Genomic DNA, 25172 nt, shown 5'->3' with positions numbered 1-25172 from the left:
CTTGGTACAGTAAACGTGTTGTCTAAGTCTCCCTGGCGTTAGCGCAGCTCGCCGCAGGCATCGCCGATGTAGAATAATCCCAAGCTCAACCCTAACCACTTGAAATTGCCGGATTGAATTTCATAGGTTGTCCATAAATTCAAGCTATGTTCGGGGACATTATTCAAGCGGTTGCCAACGGCAAACGTATTATCTTTCGTGATTGTTGCGTTTGTGTAAGCGTAGCCAGCAAAAATGTTCCATCCCGGCAAGATTTCACCCGACACATCCAACTCAATCCCTTGACTGTTCTGTTCGCCTGTTTGAATAGAAAAGTCAGGATTTCTGGGATCAGTAGTTTCAACGTTTGATCGTGTCAGGTCATAAAACGCTAGCGTTGCAGACAGTCGCTCACTCAAATCTGCTTTGACACCTACCTCGTACTGAGTGGTACGTTCCGGCTGAAATACCGTGTTATCAAATGATCTGCCGATGTCTTGTTCAAACCCACGGCTATAGCTAGCGTAGAGTGAAATTGGTTTTATGGGTTGATAGACAATACCAACTCGCGGGCTGAAGGCTTCGTCTTGTTGAAAACTGCTCGTCGATGCAATAAAATCTTCACCCTTTTGGCTTGCAATATCAAAGCGCCCGCCCAGAAGCAGTTTGAGGTTCTCTGCAAGGGTGATTTGGTCTTGAATATAGATGCCCAATTGGTCTTGTGTGGTTAAATCTTTCCTCGGATCGGTGGGCGATCCCAAAGGTTGACCATACACAGGATTGAACAAGTCGAGTGGAGCAGTCGACCGAGTAAAACTAGAGAACAAAGTTTCCGTCCTAGATATATTGAAACCAGTCACTAGTTGATGTTGAATACCACCTGTGGCAAATCTACCAACAATATAGTTGTCTAAGTTGTAGACATTGTAATAGTCGTTTGCTGCCTGAAAAGTTCTACTTATGGTACGGTCATCTAACACCCCAACACTATAGACGTGCCTGGGAGTATTTCTGAGGAAAAAATGCCCCTGGAAAGCACTACGCACTTCCCAGTTCTTGCTAAAGCTATGCTCTAAGTTATAACCAATACGATACGCTTGACGAATATCTGCGTCTGAAGGTTCACCAACATAGCGACTGCGAGAAATCTTGCCATTGGGATTGGGCAATACGCTTCCCACTGCTGGGATACCTTGGTCGAATGGTTGGGCTGCATATAAATATTCGGCTTCCAAGGTAAGCTTTGTGCGATCGCTAATCTGCCAGCTTAAAACAGGAGCAACAAGATAACGCCCAAAAACGTTTTCAACCACTCATACTTCGTACAGCCATATAATTCAATCGCCACCCAGCTATCTGCTCCACAGATTACTGCACAAATCGCAATAGTCAAAATATCAATTAACTTGTGTCGTTTTGTGCGATCTATTCGTGGGTCTGACATTTGTGCAAAGAAGTCAGCAATGGTAATTTTGGGCTTGAGCTTCACGCCTTCCTTGGGCAATATTCCTACTTTTACAATGACTTTACCATCAAAGCTTCATTGCTCAACCTCCATACCATCAGCGAACGCTGCCTTTATCTATTTGCTAGTATTTATGTACTATATTTAGATGTGTTTGCCCTGCTTATGCGACTGGCTTAATTTTTGACTCACTAAAATAAAACTTTTCAAACACCCTCTGAAACAGTGACTTTAGTCATGGCTAAACTTGTGACTTTATTCAGTGGTGGTTTCTGTAAAGAGGTTAATATAATGATCGTGACATTAAGCACAAGCCTTGACTGTCTTATAAGTATATTTTTGTATACCAATAAGACAATGAGGGCTGAGTTTTGCAGACACGCGCTAATACGTCCACTATACAAAGCAAATTACCACTATATAGGGGACTAAATCATCGTGAAAATCCAACAAATGATTACAGAAGCACTGAGCTTACTTAATAATGCGATCGCCTACTAAGTTAGTCAAAACATAGCAGCAATTTATCCCCAAAAAGCACTGCTGGAAAGTAGCGATCCTTCATTTAATTTGCAGAAGTATGCCTCGGCAAACCTCTGCATTATCCATCAGGATGCCTATATACACAAGTAGATTATTACTGGTTGGAATGGGATGGACAATAAAGTTTACGAATATAGCGAGAACGCCAGCTTTGAAATGACATCAAGGAGAATACCATGACTGATTACATTGACGCATTACTTCTTCCCAACCATCTTCATTGGACGAATATTGGTAGCGATCAGAAAATTCACATTACTTTCAGCTTTAGGCAATCTTCTTCTAAGCTTGGCTTGACTTCATTTAATACCGATCAAATAAACGCTACTCTACGAATCTTACATTTATACGAAAATATTGCCAACATCAAATTTGATCAGGTTGCTGATGGTGATGGTGGCCAAATTCGCTTTGCAGCAGCAAATTTAGGAGAAAAAGAATCGGGTAGTACATTAGGACAAAAAAATATTGGCTCTAATCCAGTGGATGTTCGGCTTAACAATAATCCGTTGATTTTACCTGCTGGATGGGAACAACCGATTGAGGGGAATTCAACCTTTAAGACCTTAATCCATGAAATTGGTCATGCACTAGGACTCAAACATCCTGGCAACTATAATGCTAGTGGGGGAGGAACATCTCCCCCTTACTTGCCCGCTAATCAGGATAACTGGCAGTACACTGTCATGTCCTACAATGGTGTTGATTTAGGGGGTGGAAAGATTTCTGGGACTCATTACAATGGCAGCAATGCTATTCCTTCAGCTCCGCAACTCTACGACATCGCAGCCATTCAGCGTCTTTATGGTGCTAACATGGCTAACTCCACAGGGAATGACACCTACGTTTTCGATTGGGCTTCTAATAAGGCTTATGTGCAAACCATCTGGGATGCTGGCGGTATAGACACTATCGATGCCAGTAAACAAACCCTTGATGCTAAAATCGATTTGTATAACGGTCACTTCAGTTCCATTGGTTCAAAAGCAGATGGCAGCAATATAAGAGCCACTAATAATTTGGCAATCGCCTTTAATACAATTATTGAAAATGCCAAAGGTGGTTTAGGAAATGATACGCTCTTCGGCAATGATACGAGTAATGTCATTGATGGGAATGCTGGCAATGATTTCCTTGAAGGTAAAGGAGGAAATGATATCCTCAATGGAGGAATCGGTATTGATACCGTTCAAGAAGTAAGAGATGACAACATGACACTTGTTGGTGATATCAACAGTGCCTTTTTGTTCAAAAGCGCAGCTAGCAATTCTGACAATATAGATTTCCTTATCAGTATCGAGCAAGCTAAATTAATCGGTGGCAATAGCAACAATAAAATTGATGCTTCCAAATTTAGTGGCAATGTCACGATTGATGGAAGAGGTGGAAATGATACCCTGCTTGGGGGTAGTAAGGACGACTTCATAACAAGTGACTCCGGCGACGACATTATCGATGGTGGCGGCGGGACTGACACCCTCAGCGAAAATGCTGATACTAATTTCTTCTTGACCAGCCAAACATCTACCAATGCAACCCTTCAATCTAACATTACAGGTTACGATCATCTCACCAATGTTGAAAAGGTGCAGTTAATCGGTGGCAATAGTAATAATGTTATAGATGCCACTGGTTTCCTTGGGCAAGTTACCCTTACGGGTGAGAAAGGAACTAACTTTTTGACCGGGGGACTCGGCATTGATACCGTTCAAGAATCTGAAGATAGTGATTTTTTCTTAATTGACTCTACTCTGATCTTTAATGGTGGGTCTGATAATCTCACTAATATTGAGCAGGCTAATCTAACTGGAGGCAATGGAGATAACCAGATTAACGTCGTTTTATCTACTATCGGGTCTGTCACTCTTAATGGTGGTGCTGGCAATGATACCCTTGTCGGCAATGATACTAGTAATGTCATTAACGGGAATGCTGATAATGATTTCCTTGCAGGTGAAGGAGGGAGTGATATCCTCAATGGAGGAATCGGCATTGATACCGTTCAAGAAGTAAGAGATGACAACATGACACTTGTTGGTGATATCAACAGTGCCTTTTTGCTCAAAAGCGCAGCTAGCAATTCTGATAATATAGATTTCCTTACCAGTATCGAGCAAGCTAAATTAATCGGTGGCAATAGCAACAATAAAATTGATGCTTCCAAATTTAGTGGCAATGTCACGATTGATGGAAGAGGTGGAAATGATACCCTGCTTGGGGGTAGTAAGGACGACTTCATAACAAGTGACTCCGGCGACGACATTATCGATGGTGGCGGCGGGACTGACACCCTCAGCGAAAATGCTGATACTAATTTCTTCTTGACCAGCCAAACATCTACCAATGCAACCCTTCAATCTAACATTACAGGTTACGATCATCTCACCAATGTTGAAAAGGTGCAGTTAATCGGTGGCAATAGTAATAATGTTATAGATGCCACTGGTTTCCTTGGGCAAGTTACCCTTACGGGTGAGAAAGGAACTAACTTTTTGACCGGGGGACTCGGCATTGATACCGTTCAAGAATCTGAAGATAGTGATTTTTTCTTAATTGACTCTACTCTGATCTTTAATGGTGGGTCTGATAATCTCACTAATATTGAGCAGGCTAATCTAACTGGAGGCAATGGAGATAACCAGATTAACGTCGTTTTATCTACTATCGGGTCTGTCACTCTTAATGGTGGTGCTGGCAATGATACCCTTGTCGGAGCAAGTCATAATGATATTTTGATTGGAGGAACTGGCTCTAATACTCTTGATGGGGGAGGCGGGATTGATACCGTCAAAGAATCTGGAGGGTCTTTTAGTCTAAATAATGCATCTCTCAGTGATGACCACAGCAACGTTTTCGATCATCTCTTTAGTATCGAGCAGGCTGATCTCACTGGAAGTGACAAAGATGACAAGTTTAGTGCCGTTACCTTCAATCTGGGGTCGGTTACCCTTGATGGAGGAATAGGAAATGATACTCTCATAGGAGGACAAAAAGATGATAACTTGATTGGTGGACAAGATAACGATATCCTTTATGGAGAACTTGGCAATGACAGTTTAGCTGGTGGACTTGGCAATGACAGTTTAGCTGGTGGACTTGGCAATGACAGTTTAGCTGGTGGACTTGGCAAGGATTTATTAATTGGAACATCATATCTTGGAGTAGGGGAAGTTGATACTCTGACAGGCGGTAGTGATTCAGATACTTTTGTTTTGGCTCGGCGTCTTAACACTCCTATTCCCCGCTCAGTTTCCCTTTACAATGATGGCAATGCTTCAACTAGCGGTTTGAATGATTTCGCACTTATTACTGACTTCGACACCACTCAAGACACGATTCGGCTCTCGAACACCTTAAAAAATTCTTATGTTCTTGACAAAGAATCAATTTCTTTTGGTGATGCAACTAAGCAAGATACAGGGATATTCTTGAAAACAACTGACCAAACCAATGAGCTAGTTGGTATTATATCAGATATATCTAATCTGAGTTTGAGTTCATCTTATTTCACTTATATCTAATAAATAGTGTGTAGGAAATATCAGGTGGTGAGCAAGTATTGCTCACCACCTATAACATAGATTCAGTAATAAAACGTGAGGTTGGAAAACCGGATTTTTTGGTCATTGAGATTCAGTTATAGGTATTGGCTCAACTTTGCTGAATTCAGCCTTCTTCAGTTCGATAAAAATCTGTAAAACTCTTGAATTTTCTGTATTAGCAATCTTGAATCCCAGGCAGATAATAGGGATATAGCTGAAAGCTTTCGAGCGACGTTTACGAACTCGTGGTTCACTTCTTGTGGGGCGAGCGCTGACAGGCTTGTGGGCAATAACTTTTAGTAAAGTACGATAAATTTGCTGACGTTTTGTGGAAGCTGCGGCTAACAATTCGGGAATAAAGTTATTTAAATGATGGCGAGTGCCTTGGAGTGATAAGCGCAATGGAGGAGTAGCGTAAGTAGTACCTGCTGACCTTCTCGAAATAGGTTATTATATTCTTTAAATGTCAGAGTTTCCATCAATATATATCATCAACAAATTTGACTTGTGAGAAAAGCTAATAAATATTCTCAATAAGTAAATTATAAACTGTGCTGGACAAAGACGAATCTAGGTGTAGCGATGCCTTCTCTTCTCCCAAGGGGAGACGCTACGCGAACGAGAGGCTTCGCCAACGGCAACGTCTTCTCCTTCTCCTATCGGAGACGCTGCGCGAACAAAGACGCTAACGCGTAGCTTGCTTCTCCGTAGGAGTACGACGAACGCCACTGTAAGTACGACTTTTTTTGAGAAACTGAGGGCGATCGCTTTACCATTAACATGTATTCTCAAGCTGAGGAAGAAAAAGGCGATCGCCATGCAAGCCAACACAAAACTGCCAACAAATAGTTGGGTTTAGTTAGGTAGATTCTCAATCTCATCTGCTGCATGATTTGCTTAGATGAGAATAATTGTATCTTTTAGAATTGCTGACTGGAGTATCAAAGGCAAGGGCGATCGCTCCAGGCAACCAAAGAACCATGCTAAACTCGCTTAGTGTTCATTGGGCGATTTTCTGATGGAGATACTATGCACTCACTCGATGCCAAAATCATTACTCTTTTTTAAAACTCCCACCGAATCGTTCCCTGCACCGTCAATGGCTCACCAGGGTAAACATTTACGCTGTTCACTGCCGACGCAAAATAGTCAACATCAAACAAGTTCTTGACATTCAGTGCAGCGCGGAATCGGTCGCGTTTGTAGAAGATGGCAGCATCAGTTGTAACATAGCTAGGCAATCGAAATGTGTTGGCTAAATCCCCAAACCTCTCTCCCACAAAGAAGAATCCTAAGCCAAACCCCAAGCCTTGCAACGCACCTTGCTGAATTTCATAGCTCGTCCACAGATTAAAGGCGTTTTTGGGGACATTGTTCAAGCGATTATCCACAGGAATCGTGTTGTCTTGTGTGGTGCGTGCGTCGGTGTAGGAATAGCCTGCAATAATGTTCCATCCCGGCAAGATTTCTCCGGCTAGACTCAGTTCAATGCCCCGACTACGTTGTTCCCCCGTTTGGATGGAAAAACCTGATGGTATCCCAGGTCTATTATCAGTTGTCAAGACATTCGAGCGCGTCAGGTCAAAGAAGGCAAGCGTCGTGGAGAGCCGATCATTCAAGTCCGCCTTCACCCCGACTTCGTACTGAGTGCCCCGTTCCGGTTGAAAGGCACTGCCTTCAAAGGTAGCTCCGGTGGCTGGGACAAATGCTCGACTATAGTTGACATAGAGCGAAATTGGCGTAATCGGCTGATAGACAATGCCTACACGGGGACTAAAGGCATTGTCAGAGACTTCTGGTGCTGTATTGCCTCGGATATTGGCGCTGTTCAATGTTTGGGTTCGGGAGCTACTGTTGAAGGTATCAAACCGCCCACCGAGGAGCAGTTTCAAATTGTCAGCTAGCGTCACCTGATCTTGAACATAAATACCCAGTGCATCTGTTTTGCTGTAACTATCAGTGCTGTTGGTAAAAGCACCAATAGGGCGACCGTATACTGGGTTGAATAGGTCAATGGGAGCGGCTCGGTATGAAGTATTAAAGAACCCGCCTTCCTGTCTAGTGAGATTAAACCCCGTGACAAGTTGATGCCGAATGCTGCCTGTAGAAAATTGACCGACAACGTAAGTGTCAACGTTGAAGAATCGATTGAAACTGTCATCAAGCGTGGCAAAGGTTCTACTTAAAGTACGATAGTCTGCTGCTAATGCAGCGTTGGCAGTCAATCTCCCGATACGATCGACCTGCGAAAATTTAAAGGCGTTGCGGATTTGCCAGTTCTCGCTAAACCGATGTTCCAGATCGTAGCCAACTCGAATGGCATAGGAATTGTCAAAGTCATCCGGTTTGACAAGGTTGCGGTTGCGCGGTATCCTGCCATTGGGATTGGGCAACACAGCGCCCGCAGCGGGAAATCCTTGCTGACCATTTGATTTTGGTCGAGCGAAATACTCAGCCTCTAGAGTCAATTTGGTGCGATCGCCAATCTGCCAGGTGAGGACAGGGGCAACAAAGTATTGCTGCTCATCATAAAAGTCAACGAAGCTTTCTGTGGTCAGAGCCGCCAGATTTAGCCGATACAACACGGTTTTGCTGTCATTAAGTGGACCACTCAGGTCAACCGCACCGCGATAAAAATCGTAGCTTCCCGCAGAGAACTCTACTGAGTAGAACGGATCGCGCAGGGGTTGTTTAGTCACCAGATTGATCACCCCGCCGAGCGACCCTTGACCATACAGAACAGAGGCGGGACCCTTGAGTACGTCAATCCGCTCAATGTTAGCGACATTAAAACCAGCAGAATAGTTAAAAGGGTCTCTCAACCCATTCCTCAAGATATCGTTGTTAGCACTAAAGCCTCGGATCGCAGGTACTGCAAACTGCCCACGGGTTGGTTGAGAAGTTCCCTGTGCCACACCCGGTACGTTTCTCAAGGCTTCACTTAGGGTCGTTACTTGCTGGTCTTCCAGCACTTGCTGGGGTACTACTTGGATTGATTGGGGAATGTCGCGTAGCGGGGTATCAGTTTTAGTTGCACTTGAGGCATCAGGCACACGGTATCCATCTTGCTCGCCTGTCACGACTAACTCAATCGGTTCATCACCAGTTGATGGTTGAGTTGGTTGTGTCTGGTTTTCCGGTGGCTGTGCTTGCAGCGGCTGTGTTGCCGTTGCTGTAGTTGCTACTGCAAAAACTAGCCCTGCATCATCATCGTATAACTCAACGGTTGGTAAAATTGCAACACCCACTACCGTCACTCGCACAGTATTTGCGTCAATATTCTGTGCTGTTATTTCAGTAATTCCCTCAGTTGGTTTTTGAGAACGGAATGTAAAAGCTTCACCTGAAGGTAAACGTAACTGCCCACCAGCTACATCTACAATAAAGTTATTACCCGTACTGCGATTTGTTACTTGTAGTTGAGTACCAATAGGTGTCTCTAAAATTACCTCTACACCTTTAGAAGTAGGATTAGCTTTCACGGACGTTATTGGTATAACTTCACCCCCAAGTTTTGAGGGGTTACTTGGTGTTGGCGACTGTACGAGCATTTGGGCGCTAGTGCTAGGACGCTCAAGTTCACTCAGTTGTTGAATCCTGCTTTGGGTTTGCTTTCTCGATCCTACTTTGTCTTGGGTAGCTATATTATAATTCACCTCTTTTTTCAGGAGTTTGTATAGGCGCAGCCCACCATAGGCATCGCCTCGATCGCCCACCCTTTGAGCCGATGTCGCTAAATTTTCCCAATTTTGTACTCCTTTTCCTTGGGCCCAAACAGGCCCAATGCCCAACACCAGCAAATAACTAGCCACCAAACCTAGCCACTGCAACTGATTCATTATGACTCCACACACCCAACAAGAATTCTTCTCAATAAATAGAGAATACAGGTGAGCTGAAATCACAGAAAGTGCTTTTTGCAGCTAGAAGAACTTTTTTTTAGCACTAGAGGAACTTTTTCCATTGCTTTTGATAGAGTTTGGGAGTCAGACCAAATTTCTTGCTAAAGGCTTTGGCAAAATAGCTGTTACCAAACCCCACGGCATTAGCCACTTCAGTCACTTTCATCTCTTTGGCTTCCAAAAGTTGACGCGCTTGTTCTAGCCGATAGTCATGCAGGTAACTAAACGCAGGTTTGCCAAACACTTGACGAAATCCTTCTTTAAGTGTGCGGCTATTTAATTCCACCTGTTGAGCCAATTCCATTAAGGTTGGAGGATTATCCAATCGTTGCAGCAGCAATTCTCTAGCACGGTAAATTCTGTCTGCTACATCTGGCTTCAAGGAGTGAGCATTCTCGTTGCTATTCCTGATTTCAAGTTCCTGCTCAATGACCAGCGCCATTAACTCCAGCACTTTGCTCTCCAGATACAGCCGCTTGTTTAAGCCCTGGTAGGGACAGTGGAGAATCTGCCGTAAGGGAATTTGCATCGCCGGAGTAATTGTTCCAGCACGGGCGTAATATTCCTGAGTTGTCTGTCGAATTAGATGCTTTAGACTCAGTTGTAGTTCTCCGAATGGATCTCCAGTGAAGGAGCAAAATAACTTTGGGTCGATTTCGATATTAACCCCTTGACAGTAGTGTTTTGCTGACCGCTCACAAATCTCTTGGGGTGCTGTCCCGCTGCCAGAAAAGAAGTATTGTCCAGCAAAGTATTGTCCAGCCCCTGCGATCGTGAAACGCTCCTCATGGGTGCTTCGCAGTTCTTTCGTTCCTGAAAGGAAGAAGGTAAATTCTAAACCATGCTCTGGCTCTGTAACTCTGGCAATCAAATCGTCATGGAACTGGATGTTACTAATCATGATTCCCAACCCTTCTCGCAGTTGGATGATTCGGCACTGCCCATTGCCCAGTCGGGAAGGATACTGCCAAAGCACATCTAACGGATCGAATGGATCGAAAGGGCGTTTGGTATGTTTTGTCTCTAACAATTCTTCTAAGTAAGAAGTTCCTGAAATGGTGAGGGTCATGGTGAGAGTTGGGTTTAGTTAGGTAGATTCTCAATCTCATCTGCTGCATGATTTTTAGATGAGAATAATTTCTATCTTTATAGAATCGCCTGACTGGAGTATCAAAGGCAAGGGCGATCGCTATCAATGCTTGCTTGGCCTGTAACTCTATCAACCCGTATAAGCGGTACACTTGTTAAAAATTTGTTGCTTTTGCAGATATCACGCTTCAAAATATGCTTTAATGCAGAGGTCGGTTTTGATAGGGAGCAGCCATCATATCGTGTCTGGTTAAAGACTTATCATCTAGACCGCAGAGGGCAGGGGGCAGGGAGCAGGGGCAAAGAAGGTTTCATGCTTTTTGCACAGATGCGAAAATTATAACTAATTAAGCGGACATGATATCAGCCGCAAGGGGGAAAGTCCGGTGTAAATCCGGCTAGGTTTTACGTCGCATACACCAGATGTTTCACTTTATATAGCAAAATTCAACATGATATAGAAAGACCCTTTTTAAACAGCCTCTAAAGAAAAGCGATGTCTACGACGGGCTACGCCTACGCAGATGACGGAGTACTTACTGTAGGGTGTGTCAAGAAAGAGTCACCCTTAAGAATCTAAACAATTATTTGTACTGACGCACCCTACTAACTCTGAATAGTTAAGTTTAAATATATCGTCGACAGTATTTTGCATACTAGGCATAAAACATCAAAACTGTATGGCGATCGTATTTATCGCATTTAGTAATTACTGCGGCTCAATACACACATCAAATTGTCACTACGAATCAGTTTGACGATCAGGAGCGGCTGAGTACGGAGTATGATCGATATTAGTTTGACGCGCAGTACGCTTGCGTTGGCGTAGCCGCTCGGAGACATCGCTTTTACGAGTCCCTCCAGCCATTTGATATTCATGGCTATTGTTACCAAACTTATAAGCAACGCCAAGCAAAATTTGCTGAGAGTAGTCTGCTAAATCTTTTTCTTTTTCAGTGATCTGAGTTGATAAGACATCAATAGTAGAGAGGATAGTATTGTAGGTTTCTAGAGATTGACTGAGGTCTGCAATTCTATCAGTATAATCTTTAACTGTTAAACCTACTCCGACATCTAGCGTTGGACTAATGGATTTAACACAGGCTAGACGCATTTGAGCCTTATTGAGAACACCTGAATTGCGTTTTTGTCTTGCCATAATTGATACTCATTGTTTAAACTTCTCATAACTCTATAGTGGACAATTGTTTCCCAAATTGTCATACGTAAAATTATTGATTTTTGTCAAAAAAATAACCCTTAGCCTTGTGAAACAAATGTCAAGGCAGAAGTTGCTCTTGGCTGCGCGAAACAGGGAAACGTCATGGCAGAAGTTACTTCTGGGACGACAGAAGTTGCTTTTGGCTGCGCGAAACACGGAAACGTCACGGCAGAAGTTACTTCCGGGACAACAGAAGTTACTTTTGGCTGCGCGAAACACGGAAACGTCACGGCAGAAGTTACTTCCAAGACGACAGAAGTTGCTTTTGGCTGCACAAAACACAAAAGTCTTCTCTTGGCACGAGTGTTTAAAGATCTGAATACTCAGATCCCCAACTTTTTTAAAAAGTTGGGGATCTAGCATCTGAGCATTTTATATTTAATTTAGTTGATTTATTAATATCTTCGCTAATTTACGAGGGTTCAACGCTCGTAGAAACGGGATGAATACGACCTAAAAAAGTAAGCCTGGCAAAAATCTGGGTTAATAAAATAGGCTCAGGGATTTCAGTCTCGCATTTTTAACATTTCAGGAACATATCGAAACCCACGATAGTAAGCCTTAAGATCGATAATGCCGGAGTCAGGATTGTGTTGAGGAAAATTTAATACCATTTCTTTGTGAGGCTGCGCCAAATTTTCTTTTTTCCTTTGTGACGGCAGTCGCTCATGGGGGAAACCCCCATCGCCCTTGGCGTCTCCCCTTGGGAGAAGACCGCGCTGCCTCTCCTTTGCGGCCTTTGCGGTTCGTTCCTTATATAATTTGGCGCATCTTTATACAGAATTGGTATAAGAGTTGATGATAAGATAAATTGACCATAAAGAATGCTAGATTAGCAGCATTAGTTACGGCAGTTTGGCTTAAATTCATAAAATGCTTACTACTCCAAAACTGTTTAGCATCTCGAAATTAAATCCTGCCAGCAAATATACTTCATTCTTTTGCCAGAAATGTTTCCGAAAAAACAGCCAAAACAAAGTTACCAAGGTATTTCTGTATGAAAAAATCAAAGGCATAGTGCGATAACTGCCACCAATCCTTTGACGCATCTTTGTAGCCTTTATCTGCGGCAGGAGGCATTGTAACAATGATAAGATATCAAGCATGGGTGGCAAGTGGTTTTTGAATTGTCGTTGTCAGAGACAATGACTCTATTACGAAACGCCTTACCTCTTCATCCTCTTATTTTGGCAACGGTATTTAGAAGAGACTGGATTTTATGAATAACAACCCTCCTACCACTCCTGCACAATGTCCTTTCCGTGGAAGCCGCATTGGCGGTGCGCTCGGCTCCAAGCCACAAACTGATGATTGGTGGCCAAACCGACTTCAGGTCGAGCTGCTTCACCAAAATTTGCCCCAAGCTAATCCGCTGCAAGATTTCGATTACAAGGGAGCCTTTGCGAAAATTGACTTTGAACAGTTGAAAAGCGATATCAAAGCGCTGCTGACCGATTCGCAGGACTGGTGGCCAGCCGACTATGGTAATTATGGACCTCAGATGATTCGCATGGCGTGGCACGCCGCAGGCACCTACCGGATCGCAGACGGTCGGGGCGGAGCGAGTCAGGGTATGCAACGCTTTGCACCAATCAATTCGTGGTGGGATAATGGGAACACAGATAAATCACGACGGCTGCTCTGGCCCATCAAGCAGAAATATGGTGCGGCAATAAGCTGGGCTGATTTGATGAGTCTGACTGGCAACTGCGCGCTCGAAATCATGGGGTTTAAGACCTTCGGTTTTGGTGGCGGTCGCATTGATGCCTGGGAGGCAGACCGCGCGACATACTGGGGGCCGGAGTTCTGGAACGGCGATCCGGTTGAGGATATCAAAGAACACCCAGGTCATCCTGATGAGATGGTCACTCGCACGATTCGGTGGGTTGGGAAGCCGAATGAGGAATACTACGACCTTGAGAACCCGCTAGCAGCTTCGCACCAGGCGCTAATTTACGTCAATCCAGAGGGTCCAAACGGCGAAGGCGACCCCCATGGCTCAGCGCGAGACATTCGCGAGACGTTTGCGCGGATGGGCATGAATGACGAAGAGACTGTCGCGCTGATTGCAGGTGGTCATGCCTTTGGCAAAAGTCACGGCATGGTCTCGCCGGACAAGATCGGTCCAGCGCCGGAAGCCGCGCCGATTCAGGCTATGGGTTTGGGGTGGCAGAACCCTGAAGGCACTGGATTTGCCGAATATACGATGACGAACGGGATCGAAGGATCGTGGACTCCAAACCCAATCCAGTGGGACAACAGTTACCTAACTAATCTTTTTAAGTACGACTGGGAACAGACAAAGAGTCCAGTAGGTGCCATTCAGTGGAAGCCGAGCAATCCTGATGCGCCAAAGACACCAGATGCCCATCAACAGGGCGTTGAGCACCCGTTAATGATGATGACTTCGGACATTGCCTTGAAGGTCGATCCGGTCTATTACGAGGTCTGTCAGCGCTTCTTGGGTGACTTCGATTACTTCAGCGATGCGTTCGCGCGCGCCTGGTATAAGCTGATCCATCGAGATATGGGGCCGAAAACGCGCTATCTTGGTCCGGAAATCCCAGAGGAAGATCTGATCTGGCAAGATCCAATTCCAGCACTGGATCACGAGGTCGTTGATGTCGCCGATATCAATTCTCTCAAGGATAAGATTTTAGCGAGTGGGATCTCTGTTTCGGCGCTTGTGTCAGCCGCTTGGTCAGCCGCGTCGAGCCACCGCCATTCTGATAAGCGCGGCGGCGCAAACGGAGGACGTATTCGCCTCAATCCCCAGAAAGACTGGGAAATGAACCGCCCGCAAGAGCTAGGCGAGGTACTATTAACCCTTGAGGGAATTCAGGCGGACTTTAACGCTGCTCAGTCGGGTAGCAAAAAAATCTCGATCGCAGACCTAATCGTCCTCGGTGGCTGTGCTGCGGTCGAAAAAGCCGCGCAAGACGCTGGGGTTTCTGTTACCGTCCCGTTTACTCCGGGTCGGATGGATACGACTCAGGAACTGACAGATGTTGAAATGTTTAATTGGCTGAAGCCAGTTTCGGACGGTTTTAGAAATTATCACAATGAGGCGGTCGGCTATAAAGTGAAGCCGGAGCGGATCTTCCTTGATCGGGCGCAGCTTCTGACGCTGACTGCGCCTGAGTGGACGGCTCTGGTCGGCGGACTTCGCGCCCTCGATCAGAATTGGGACTATTCAAAGCACGGTAGCTTCACTGATCGACCCGGTGTTTTGACCAATGACTTTTTCCGTGTTCTGACCAGTATGGACTATGAGTGGAAGCCAATAGACAATCGTGAGATGCTGTTTAACATCTGCGATCGCAAAACGGGCAAAACGAAGTTCACCGCGACACGTTGCGATCTCATCTTCGGTTCAAACGCGGAGCTTCGTCAAATTGCTGAAGTTTATGGCGCTGATGACGGTCACGAGCGTATGGTTAAGGACTTTGTTGCGGTCTGGAACAAGGTAATGATGCTTGATCGCTTTGACGTTCGCGCTTAACAGACTAGTGGTCTGTCCCATTAATTTTGAGGTGTAGAAAACAAACTATGAGGCACACTTGGCAGACTACTAGGTGCAAGACCACTCCCAGTAAAAAAATACTTTCCGCCATTAAAGGTCATAGAACTTTTTTGATACATATGCCGAGTTTCTGCAACTCCTGAAAGGATGCGCCAACCAGACCACAGCACAATTCCTGTAATGCTAAGAATCAACAGCATAAAAGCTACAATGCCGACAATGATTGTGCCGATTTCACCTGCAAGGAGTTGATAGTGGAGTTTGAAAGTCCAGCTGATAATTGTCTCGTCCCAATTATGAGAACCCATAATTATACCCGTGTAGGGATTGACGAGAACTTGGAGAGATTCATTATTTGCGGCTTGTAGCCAAAATCTACAAGGAAAGTAGGGGTCTGGGAGTGTGTTAACGCTTGAGATTTTGATGTCTGGTTGCTTGGCATAGGAAGTTTTGACGGTTTCTAGTACGGATTCTATGGGGAGGCGATCGCCTTTAGGAGTAACTTGTCCAAATTGTTGACTTACTAGAAATTCGTCAATTTCGCGCTGAAATACCAACAAAGAACCAGTCAAGCCGACAATGATTAGCACTAACGCTGCGACTAAGCCAAGGTAGCGGTGTAAAATGCAATGTTTCGGAGTGATTTAGATTTCATGATCATGTTCCTAAGCTATGACTTAGAATCAAATGGAGATTGTTGCAGAAAAACGCTTAGATGAGAATAATTTCTATCTTTATAGAATCGCCTGACTGGAGTATCAAAGGAAGGGTGATCGCTATTAATGCTTGCTTCGCCTGTAACTCTATCAACCCGTACAAGAAGTACACTTGTTAAAAATTTATTGCTTTTGCAGATAGCACGCTGCAAAATATGTTCTAATGCAGAGGTCGGTTCTAATGGGAAGCAGCCATCAGACGCAAGGGGGAAAGTCCGGTGTAAATCCGGCGCTTGGGAGCAACTGTGAAGAGGCTCATCCCTCTGAGTCAGGATGCCCGCCGATGGTTAACTTATTGTTCACACCATCTGCGAGGTACGGATGATAGCTATAGTTGCGCGGCTTTTTCGCGATCAAAAGCTGGTTTTTGGTATTGCTGTAGGCGCGAGTCAATTCTTCTTAATTGCCACTTTAATCATTGCTTGCCATAACACAGCAATCAATATATCTACAAATACTAATAATAGTTGTATTCACAAATACGATAAAAGTACTGATTACTTCCCCAATAAAGTTAAAATTACTCATGCTACAGGTTTGACAATAGAATATCACAAACACTACAAAATAGTCACCATTAAAAATCCTTGGCAAAATACGAAAACAACGTTTCAATATGCTTTAGTTCAATGTGGAACTCCCACACCAAAGGGATTTAATCAAGCACAGGTAATTACAGTTCCCGTGAATTCTATAGTTGCTTTATCTACTACTCATTTACCCCACTTAGCCAAGTTAGGAGTAGTTGATAAGCTGATAGGAGTTAGTAATAGTAAGCAAGTGAATACGCCTGATGTGGTAGAAAGAATCAAAGCAGGTAAAGTGGCGCAAATAGGTAATAATGCCAATGTAGATATAGAGAAATTATTAGAATTAAATCCTGACTTGGTAACAACTTTTGGCACAGGCAATTCCCAAACTGATAACTATGCCAAACTCACAGAGGCAGGTTTGAAAGTGGGGATAAATGCTGAATATATGGAAGATACGCCATTAGGAAGAAGTGAATGGTTGAAATTTACTGCTTTATTTTTTAATAAAGAAGAACAAGCAGAAAAGATATTTAAAGAAATCACTCGTAAATATGAACAAGTAGCTCAAAAAGTCAAATCTGTAAAAAATCCTCCTACAGTATTCGTTGGATTTAACTTTAAAGGTACTTGGTTTATGCCTGGTGGTAAAAGTTATGTAGCCAAATATCTTGCTGATGCGGGTGCAAACTATCTCTGGAGTGCTGATAAATCTTCTAGTAGTCTACCTCTATCTTTTGAAGTTGTTTTAGATCGTGCGGCAAACGCTGACTACTGGTTAAATTTTAGTCAATCTTGGCAGAGTTTACAAGATTTATTAACTGAAGATAATCGCTATGGTGATTTTAAAGCGATGAAAACAGTCAATCTTTATAATAATAATGCTCGTGTTAATGAAAGTGGAGGTAATGATTATTGGGAAGGTGGTATTAATAATCCAGATATCGTTTTAGCGGACTTAATTAAGATATTCCATCCTAAAATATTATTTAATCATCAATTGTTTTATTACCGGAAACTTATTTAAACCTCGAACTTTCACCGATAATCTCCCTTCCGTTCACACAATCCATTTTTAGCTTGCGGTATATGCCCAGTTCTCAAACTTATCATAGATTTATTCGCGGATGAGAAAGTTATATTTAGTGTTGATTATTCTAAAGATATCTGCACTTTATGATATGAGCATCTGCGATCGCACCAAGCTAACTCTACAGACACAGTATTTTAAGCAATGTCAAGATGCTCAAACAGGACTCCCCGCCGTGGGTACCGTGTTCCCAAACCTTAACGGCAAAATTCCTTGCGATCGCATCGTTGATGAACCAGACAACTATATTGAGCGGACATTTTTTAGTACTGCATACTCATTAAAGCATCGTTTGAGTGATAACTGGACAGTGCACAACAGATTTCGCTACGCCACAAGTAGGATCTATATAGAAAAAGCACAGTAATATGTTATTTAGGAAAATTAAAGTTTTCAATATGGATGATATTTACTAATGTTAGGCAAAAAATATCTATTAAAATCCTCACTAATCAACCAAAAAGCATCAGTTCTAAAATTAAGTATTTTTTTAAGCTTACTAATAGGTTTAATATTTACATGTTTATTGGATTTAGCTTTAGGTTCCGTTAATATTCCTATTAATGAAGTAGTTAAAGTTTTGCTCGGACAAGAACCAGAAAAAGCAACATGGGCTAATATTATTCTCAAATTCAGACTACCTAAAGCTTTAACTGCAACTTTGGCAGGTGCAGCTTTAGGTGTAAGTGGCTTGCAAATGCAAACTTTATTTAGAAATCCTTTAGCAGGGCCTTTTGTATTAGGAATTAGTTCTGGTGCAAGTTTAGGTGTAGCGTTAGTTGTGCTGACAGCAAGTGTGACAACACCAACATTATTAGCAGATTTGGGAATCATTAGTGATTTTAGTTTAGTCATAGCTGCAAGTCTGGGTGCAGCATCGGTTTTAGGGGTGATGTTAATTGTTTCTCGCCGACTGCAAGACACAATGACGCTGCTAATTTTAGGTTTGTTGTTTGGTTATGCTACTAGTGCAATTGTGAGTATTTTATTGCAATTTAGCTCCAAAGAACGCATTCAAAGTTATATTATGTGGACTTTTGGCAGTTTTGCTGGCGTGACTTGGAGACAGTTAGTTGTGTTAACTCCAGTGATACTTTTGAGTTTATTGGGAGCATTGTTGCAATCAAAATCTCTGAATGCTCTTTTACTCGGTGAATCTTATGCACGTAGTTTAGGTTTAACAGTGCAGAAAACGCGATTTTATATTATTACTAGTGCATCTATCTTAGCAGGTGCAATTACCGCTTTTTGTGGTCCCATAGCATTTTTAGGTGTGGCAATTCCCCATTTATGTCGCAGTCTTTTTAATACTTCCGACCATCGGATGTTAATCCCTAGTGTAATAATCATGGGTGCAACTTTAGCATTGTTTGCAGATTTGTTTTCCCAACTTTGGGTAAGTCAGATGGTTTTACCTTTAAATGCTGTGACTGCTTTAATTGGTACTCCTGTTGTTACTTGGGTAATTCTGCGGCGTAATTCTCAAAAATCTTTTCCGTCATGAGTGAAGTTAGCTTTTAGAAACGTAAAGGTACAGGGAGTAAGTTATCATTTTGTTTAACCCCACTCATCTGCGTCTAATTGGTTTTAGTACAGGGCGTTTATACCTCAAATCATATCATTTCCGGCTAAAGACTTATCATTTAGAGCGCGGTTATTGCTGGGGGCAGGGAGCAGGGGGAAAAAGGCTTTTCCAATTTTTGCACAGATACGGTAATCATAAGTGATTCACCGGACATAATATCAAATAATCAAACCTGACAAATCTAAAGGCGATCGCCTCTGCTTGTCAATAATGAGTGAGAAATCGTGGTAAATTTATTGCAAATAATTAGTATTAATTTTTGATGATCTACCAGTTGTAAATTATGACTATTACCCCGATACCAGAATGGGATGAATGGTGGGCAGAAGCTGCCAAAAACAGCCTGCAAGAATCATCAGAGCCTTTTGAATTTTATTCTCAAGTACCTAAGCAACTGGGCAAAGGATATGTGCGAGATATCGAAGTATATCCCCAAGTGTGGTTGGGGATTGATAACCACGAATACTACGATAATGTACTGTTCCAAGACTGCGAGTGCGATCACCCTTTGCAATTTGCTGTTTGCCTTTCAGGAACAGCTAGAGATGAATTTGGAGGGCAAATAGGAGAAGGATATACACTCATTTCTGGTGGCGGCATTCAACCAAAAATGACTTTTTGGCATTCACAATCAGAAGTGAGTGTTGGCATAGATATGCCCCCTGAGTTATTGGCAACCTTTTTCCCAACAGGGAATGGAGAAATTCCTCCCCAGTTGCGCTTTTTGGCAAAGGGTAACGATTGGCAGACATTGCTCTACCCAAAAACCACAATCGCAATCCAAACAGTCGCACAGCAAATAGTCAACTGTCCCTACCAAGGGATGACGAAGCGTCTGTATTTACAAGCAAAAGTGCTAGAGTTGATGGCGTTGCAACTTGCCCCTTTCTTAGCCGAACAAACTGGATTGCAACCATCAACAAAATTAAGAAATACAACGATCGCTCGCATTCATTACGCTAGGGAAATTTTGCTCTCACGTTTAGATAATCCGCCATCAATACTAGAATTGTCGCAAATGGTGGGAGTGAGCGATGCCTGCGGCGGGCTACGCCTACGCACTCTCTTACGTGGATTTCGAGAATTATTTGGCACTACTGTATTTGGCTACTTAACTAATAAACGCATGGAACAAGCCCAACAATGGTTACACCAGGGTAATCTGAGTGTGGCACAAGTCGCTAATTTACTAGGTTACACAAATCCTGTTCATTTTGCTGCTGCATTTAAACGCCAATTTGGGATTACACCCAGCGAGTGTAAGTTGGGTAAAAAGTCGGTTTAGCGATGATGTGGCGGTTTTTTGTAGCTAGACATGACGGTTATTGTCTCTATAAAATACACACCAGTCGTTATCAAAAACTCTTGTCATTTAATCAGAGTTGTTTGGTAGAGTGTGAGGAATAATGAGAATTAAGCGATCGCTGTCTAATAGTTGGCTATTGTTAGTAATGGTTTTTCTGCCGTTGTTGATGGCACAATCTGTACAAGCAGAAGTGAAGCAGAATCAGCCAACAGCATTCAACACTGGGGAAAGTTTTAAAGTGACTGCCGATTCTTCTACTAACAGGAAAATTAGGCGAAGGGGCGAGATTGAACACCCAGCCACCAATGCTAGTGGATTGCTTTCGCAATCATCAACCTCACAAGCAACGCCGGCATCAGGAATTGTACCAATTACGGGGGTAAAGGCAAATCCCACCTCTAAAGGTGTAGAAGTGATTTTAGAGACACCTGTTGGGACTCAACTGCAAGTCACAAATCGCAGTAGTGGTAATAATTTTATTGTCGATGTATCTGGTGGGCAATTGCGTTTACTGTCGGGCGATGCTTTTAGGTTTCGTTCTCAAAAACCAGTAGAGGGAATTACTGAAATAACAGCACAGAATATTGATGCAAATACTGTGCGAGTGACAGTGGTAGGTGAAAAGACTTTACCAACAGTTGAGTTATTTGATGATGATGCAGGGTTGGTTTTTGCAGTAGCAACTACAGCAACTGCAATGCAGCCACCTCAAACACCACAAACGCAAGAAAAGCCAGCAAGCCAGACACCATCGACACAAGGTGATGAGCCGATTGAGTTAGTTGTCACAGGTGAGCAAGATAACTATCGTGTGCCGAATAGCTCTGTGGGCACGCGAACCGACACCCCCCTGCGCGATATTCCCCAATCGATTCAAGTCATCCCTCAACAAGTACTGCGTGACCAAAACGCCCCCAGCTTCAACGAAGCTTTGAGAAACGTTCCTGGACTAACTGCAAACCGTGGTTCAACCAGCGAAGTTCCCCAGTTTTCCATTCGAGGTTTCAGGGCCGCTGGTGGCAACGACGCCACTTTTCTCAGAAATGGGCTGAGAGACGCTGGACGCGTAGACACACGACTCGCTCCCAATATCGAACGAATTGAAGTACTTTTGGGTCCTGCTTCTGTACTGTATGGAATAGGCAATCCAGGGGGAACCATTAACATTGTGACGAAGCAACCACTGCGTGACCCCTTCTATGCTGTTGATACCACGATTGGTAATTATGACTTCTATCAGGGGGCGATTGATTTATCCGGACCGTTGAACGACTCTAAATCCCTGTTATATCGCTTCAATGCAGGCTACCAAAATAGCAACAGTTTCGTTGATTTTTATAACCAGGAGCGATTCACAATTGCCCCCGTCATCAGTTGGGACATTAGTCAGCGCACCCACATCACCTTGGAAGGTGAGTATACAGATAGAAACGAGGTTTTTGACTCAGGCTTGCCGGCAGTCGGCACGGTACTGCCAAACCTCAATGGTAAAATCCGGCGAGGTTTTTTTGCTGGAGACCCTAACAGTATTCAATATCTTAAGATTTACAGATTAGGCTATCGGTTAGAGCATCAGTTCAGCAACAACTGGTCGTTGCAACAGGCATTTCAGTGGGGACTGAGCAAAGTCAACAGTACAGACAGGGAGCGTTATAATTTTTCTCTTGATGCCGATAATCGAATCTTAAGTGGGTTACTTTTTGATGAGGCTAATGATACAAATACTTATGACCTGAACGTTAATCTAACTGGCAGATTTTCAACAGGTTCAATTGGTCACCAGATCACCTTGGGAACCGATTTGGGTAGATACGAACGAAGAGATAATCTCTTGAGTGCACCTACTCCCCCCCTAGACTTGTTCAACCCCGTGTATGGGCAGCCTGCTGCTGGACCTTATACCCCCTTGTTTGTTCAAGACAATTCAACAGACACTCTAGGGATTTATGTTCAAGACCAGGTGAAGCTGGCAGAGAACCTCAAATTACTACTGGGCGGGCGGTTTGATTTGTTCAAGCAAACCACCGAGGATTTTATAACAGATACGAGAACTGAGCAATCGGGAAATGCGTTTAGTCCCCGTGTTGGTATTGTCTATCAGCCGATTGGTCCCATTTCTCTGTATGCCAACTACAATCGCTCATTTACCCCAGTCACTGGTAGAAATTTTGAGGGTGACGTGTTTGAACCTGAGCGCAGCACTCAATATGAAGTCGGGGCCAAGGCAGATTTAAATAGTCAGCTTTCGGCAACTCTATCGTTCTACGACTTGACCCGTACCGGGGTCTTGACGAATGATCCAAATAATTCTAACTTTTCCATTCAAACGGGTGAGCAGCGCAGCCGAGGGATTGAACTGAGCGTTCAAGGTGAAATTCTGCCGGGATGGAACATCATTGCAGGCTATGCCTATACTAACGCCCAAGTCACTGAAGACAACACAATTCCTGTGGGTAATCGATTAGCTAATGTGCCTGAAAATGCGCTTAACTTTTGGACAAGTTATGAAATTCAGCGTGGTTCGATGAAAGGCTTTGGAGTTAGCTTGGGCTTCTTTTTTACGGGAGAGCGGCAAGGCGATTTGGACAATAGCTATCAACTCCCTAGCTATCTACGGACAGATGCAGCGATTTTTTACAAGCGCGATCGCTTCCGTGCTGGACTCAATTTTAGAAATCTGTTCGATGTCACTTATCTTGAAGCTTCCGATTATAAAGTCGGCAATTTTTATGGTGAGCCGTTCACGGTGCAGGGCACGATTCGGTGGGAGTTTTAAGGTCATTTCGGGGAATGGACGGCGAACTCGGCTCAACAAGCGAAGAATGCAGTTTTCACCTCAATGTTCATCTCCCCACTAACATTTGTGCTTATTCCTCTAGTGTTAAATAGTGATCGCTTTTAGCAAAGCTTGTTCAATGATTCTGGTAATTTTTTAACTTGATGCAAGTATGAATTGGGCGATTGCTTCGGTGTTAAATAATATCATGTCCGGCTAAAGACTTATCATTTAGAGCGCAGTTCTTGCTGGGGGCAGGGAGCAGGGGGAAAAAGGCTTTTCCAATTTTTGCACAGATACGGTAATCATAAGTGATTCACCGGACATGATATAAAAGCAAATTTGCGAAGTTTTTATAGTCGTTTATTGAATTCGGGCAGTCGTTTATTGAATTCGGGCAGTCGTTTATTGAATTCGGGCAGTCGTTTATTGAATTCGGGCAATCGTTTATTGAATTCGGGCAATCGTTTATTGAATTCGGGCAATCGTTTATTGAATTCGGGCAATCGTTTATTGAATTCGGGCAATCGTTTATTGAATTCGGGCAGACTACAAGATTTTACATAAGAGAAAAGGTTGCAGTTCTTTTCGACTCTGGAGCGCGATTGCATCCAAGATGTTTTCCGGCTGGATGCTTAACTTCATCTAGAAACTCTTTGGCAATGAAGTTATTGAAAATATTTATTATTTATATCATATAAGCGATGGCGAAGGCAGGCTACACCTACGCATTCTCAAACGTTGCCTTCGGCATCGCTTGCGATTTCTAAGGTTAATCCGCTATGAATTGATCGAGTGTATTATTTTTATAATGAGTAATGCAATTCTGACAACTCACAACTTGACTATTGGTTACAAGACATCTGGGAAAACTGTTCGGTGCGTTGCGTCGGATATTTCTGTGTCTCTTTTAGCGGGAGAACTGGTTTGTTTACTTGGCCCTAATGGTGCGGGTAAATCTACATTACTGCGATCGCTTGCCGGAATGCAACCACCAATCGCGGGTGAAGTGCGACTCTCAGGCGAAAACATCTATCATTTACAACCACAGAACCTAGCCAAACGTTTGAGTTTGGTACTTACCGAGAAAGTTGATGTCGGAATGCTATCAGCCTACACCTTGGTGAGTTTGGGACGATATCCTTACACTGACTGGTGGGGAAATTTGACACCTGAAGATGAAGCTATAGTAAATTGGGCAATCAAATCTGTAGGAGCAGTACACTTAGCACAACGCCAAGTTAGCGAACTCAGCGACGGTGAACGTCAAAAAATTATGATTGCTCGTGCTTTAGCTCAGTCAGCTATTGTCATGTTACTGGATGAGCCAACAGCGTTTCTCGATTTACCGCGACGAGTAGAAATTATGCAATTGTTGCGTCAGCTAGGACGGGAAACCAATCAAGCGATACTTCTTTCTACTCACGATTTAGATTTAGCTTTGCGCCTTGCAGATAAAGTTTGGCTATTATCAACTAATGGTCTTTTACACGTTGGCGCACCGGAAGATTTAGTGTTGAGTGGTGCGTTTACTGATACTTTCCGTAGTGAAGGTGTAGAGTTTGATATTGCTTCTGGAGAATTTCATCTCCATACATCCCACAATGGAGAAATTAATGTTATAGGTGAGGGAATTGCAACTGTATGGACTATTCGTGCTTTAGAACGTGTAGGATTTCAAGTTCATCAAAGCAGAAATAGCTTACCAATCTCAGTAGAAGTAATATCAAACTCCAAACAAGTTTCGTGGCAAATTATAAACAACAATACTGTTTATACTTATCATTCATTGTATGAATTGATAAAACTTTTGGCGTTGCATAATTAAGGGATGAACTGTCCTAATTGTGCATCTAATCATGTCCGTAAGAACGGGCATCGTCGTGGTAAACAGAATTACATCT

At 43.3% G+C, this 25172-nt stretch carries 17 protein-coding genes and 2 pseudogenes; 10 read left to right on the top strand and 9 right to left on the bottom strand.

The genetic code is table 11. The features are described from left to right. Nucleotides 1-38: 38 nt before the first annotated feature. A complete protein-coding gene (locus V7L20_RS30770) occupies nt 39-1292 on the bottom strand; it encodes a TonB-dependent siderophore receptor (RefSeq protein WP_334747713.1) in 1254 nt (417 codons plus the stop codon). Next, nucleotides 1274-1468 (bottom strand): annotated as a pseudogene (locus tag V7L20_RS30765) (transposase family protein); the annotation flags it as partial. The gene V7L20_RS30770 and the pseudogene V7L20_RS30765, both read right to left, overlap by 19 nt. A 695-nt stretch (nt 1469-2163) precedes the next feature. On the opposite strand from V7L20_RS30765, the gene V7L20_RS30760 reads away from it, so the two are divergent. Then, nucleotides 2164-5508 carry a M10 family metallopeptidase C-terminal domain-containing protein gene (locus tag V7L20_RS30760; RefSeq protein WP_334747712.1) on the top strand — a complete coding sequence of 1115 codons (3345 nt, stop codon included), beginning with the start codon at nt 2164-2166 and terminating at the stop codon, nt 5506-5508. Between the two features lie 102 nt (nt 5509-5610). Here the strand turns inward: V7L20_RS30760 and V7L20_RS30755 are convergent, their stop codons facing one another. The 5 genes from V7L20_RS30755 to V7L20_RS30735 form a co-directional block, all read right to left on the bottom strand. Then, nucleotides 5611-5931, bottom strand: coding sequence for a hypothetical protein (locus tag V7L20_RS30755; protein WP_334747711.1), 321 nt, complete (start codon nt 5929-5931; stop codon nt 5611-5613). Nucleotides 5932-6099: 168 nt separating this feature from the next. After that, the gene (locus V7L20_RS30750) at nt 6100-6360 is read right to left on the bottom strand and encodes a hypothetical protein (RefSeq protein WP_334747710.1); all 261 of its coding nucleotides are present in this window, start codon (nt 6358-6360) and stop codon (nt 6100-6102) included. Between the two features lie 233 nt (nt 6361-6593). Continuing rightward, a complete protein-coding gene (locus tag V7L20_RS30745; protein ID WP_334747709.1) occupies nt 6594-9368 on the bottom strand; it encodes a TonB-dependent receptor in 2775 nt (924 codons plus the stop codon). Between the two features lie 106 nt (nt 9369-9474). Beyond that, nucleotides 9475-10500, bottom strand: coding sequence for a helix-turn-helix transcriptional regulator (locus V7L20_RS30740; protein ID WP_334747708.1), 1026 nt, complete (start codon nt 10498-10500; stop codon nt 9475-9477). Between the two features lie 762 nt (nt 10501-11262). Further along, nucleotides 11263-11679, bottom strand: a complete 417-nt coding sequence (locus V7L20_RS30735; RefSeq protein ID WP_334747707.1) for a hypothetical protein — start codon at nt 11677-11679, stop codon at nt 11263-11265. 165 nt (nt 11680-11844) lie between these two features. Here V7L20_RS30735 and V7L20_RS30730 point away from each other — a divergent pair, with 165 nt between their 5' ends. After that, nucleotides 11845-12102 (top strand): hypothetical protein, encoded by a 258-nt coding sequence (locus V7L20_RS30730; protein WP_334747706.1) that lies wholly within the window; start codon nt 11845-11847, stop codon nt 12100-12102. A 52-nt stretch (nt 12103-12154) separates the two neighbouring features. On the opposite strand, the pseudogene V7L20_RS30725 reads toward V7L20_RS30730, so the two are convergent. After that, nucleotides 12155-12344 (bottom strand): annotated as a pseudogene (locus V7L20_RS30725) (IS4 family transposase); the annotation flags it as partial. Nucleotides 12345-12961: 617 nt separating this feature from the next. On the opposite strand from V7L20_RS30725, the gene katG reads away from it, so the two are divergent. Further along, nucleotides 12962-15244, top strand: a complete 2283-nt coding sequence (katG, locus tag V7L20_RS30720) for a catalase/peroxidase HPI (RefSeq protein WP_334747705.1) — start codon at nt 12962-12964, stop codon at nt 15242-15244. A gap of 20 nt (nt 15245-15264) precedes the next feature. Here the strand turns inward: katG and V7L20_RS30715 are convergent, their stop codons facing one another. Beyond that, complete coding sequence (locus tag V7L20_RS30715) at nt 15265-15891, bottom strand: PepSY-associated TM helix domain-containing protein (RefSeq protein ID WP_442943662.1); 627 nt, start codon at nt 15889-15891, stop codon at nt 15265-15267. Nucleotides 15892-16302: 411 nt separating this feature from the next. On the opposite strand from V7L20_RS30715, the gene V7L20_RS30710 reads away from it, so the two are divergent. The 7 genes from V7L20_RS30710 to V7L20_RS32920 all read left to right on the top strand — a co-directional run. Continuing rightward, the gene (locus V7L20_RS30710) at nt 16303-17538 is read left to right on the top strand and encodes an ABC transporter substrate-binding protein (protein ID WP_334747703.1); all 1236 of its coding nucleotides are present in this window, start codon (nt 16303-16305) and stop codon (nt 17536-17538) included. Nucleotides 17539-17656: 118 nt separating this feature from the next. Next, the gene (locus tag V7L20_RS30705) at nt 17657-17968 is read left to right on the top strand and encodes a hypothetical protein (protein WP_334747702.1); all 312 of its coding nucleotides are present in this window, start codon (nt 17657-17659) and stop codon (nt 17966-17968) included. 48 nt (nt 17969-18016) lie between these two features. Beyond that, nucleotides 18017-19105, top strand: coding sequence for an iron ABC transporter permease (locus tag V7L20_RS30700; protein WP_334747701.1), 1089 nt, complete (start codon nt 18017-18019; stop codon nt 19103-19105). A gap of 364 nt (nt 19106-19469) precedes the next feature. Continuing rightward, nucleotides 19470-20471, top strand: a complete 1002-nt coding sequence (locus V7L20_RS30695; RefSeq protein ID WP_334747700.1) for a helix-turn-helix domain-containing protein — start codon at nt 19470-19472, stop codon at nt 20469-20471. A gap of 121 nt (nt 20472-20592) precedes the next feature. After that, nucleotides 20593-23268: a TonB-dependent siderophore receptor gene (locus V7L20_RS30690; RefSeq protein WP_334747699.1), complete on the top strand. Its 2676-nt coding sequence runs from the start codon at nt 20593-20595 to the stop codon at nt 23266-23268. 811 nt (nt 23269-24079) lie between these two features. Beyond that, entirely contained in the window at nt 24080-25096 is a 1017-nt protein-coding gene (locus tag V7L20_RS30685) for an ABC transporter ATP-binding protein (protein WP_334747698.1), read from the top strand. A gap of 3 nt (nt 25097-25099) precedes the next feature. After that, a partial coding sequence (locus tag V7L20_RS32920; RefSeq protein WP_442943554.1) for a transposase-like zinc-binding domain-containing protein occupies nt 25100-25172 on the top strand: 73 nt, incomplete at its 3' end.

Origin of the sequence: Nostoc sp. (genome assembly GCF_036916735.1) — a bacterium.
Taxonomy (GTDB): Bacteria; Cyanobacteriota; Cyanobacteriia; order Cyanobacteriales; family Nostocaceae; genus Nostoc.
Note: the sequence above shows the minus strand (reverse complement) of the source record. Positions and strands in the feature narration are given on the sequence as shown.

Excerpts from the sequence above, each read along its gene's own strand:
- V7L20_RS30745 (WP_334747709.1), bottom strand. The coding sequence starts at position 9,368 with ATGAATCAGTTGCAGTGGCTAGGTTTGGTGGCTAGTTATTTGCTGGTG.
- V7L20_RS30710 (WP_334747703.1), top strand. The coding sequence starts at position 16,303 with ATGATAGCTATAGTTGCGCGGCTTTTTCGCGATCAAAAGCTGGTTTTT.
- V7L20_RS30760 (WP_334747712.1), top strand. The coding sequence starts at position 2,164 with ATGACTGATTACATTGACGCATTACTTCTTCCCAACCATCTTCATTGG.
- V7L20_RS30685 (WP_334747698.1), top strand. The coding sequence starts at position 24,080 with ATGAGTAATGCAATTCTGACAACTCACAACTTGACTATTGGTTACAAG.
- V7L20_RS30690 (WP_334747699.1), top strand. The coding sequence starts at position 20,593 with ATGAGAATTAAGCGATCGCTGTCTAATAGTTGGCTATTGTTAGTAATG.
- V7L20_RS30730 (WP_334747706.1), top strand. The coding sequence starts at position 11,845 with ATGGCAGAAGTTACTTCTGGGACGACAGAAGTTGCTTTTGGCTGCGCG.
- katG (WP_334747705.1), top strand. The coding sequence starts at position 12,962 with ATGAATAACAACCCTCCTACCACTCCTGCACAATGTCCTTTCCGTGGA.
- V7L20_RS30740 (WP_334747708.1), bottom strand. The coding sequence starts at position 10,500 with ATGACCCTCACCATTTCAGGAACTTCTTACTTAGAAGAATTGTTAGAG.
- V7L20_RS30695 (WP_334747700.1), top strand. The coding sequence starts at position 19,470 with ATGACTATTACCCCGATACCAGAATGGGATGAATGGTGGGCAGAAGCT.
- V7L20_RS30735 (WP_334747707.1), bottom strand. The coding sequence starts at position 11,679 with ATGGCAAGACAAAAACGCAATTCAGGTGTTCTCAATAAGGCTCAAATG.
- V7L20_RS30700 (WP_334747701.1), top strand. The coding sequence starts at position 18,017 with ATGTTAGGCAAAAAATATCTATTAAAATCCTCACTAATCAACCAAAAA.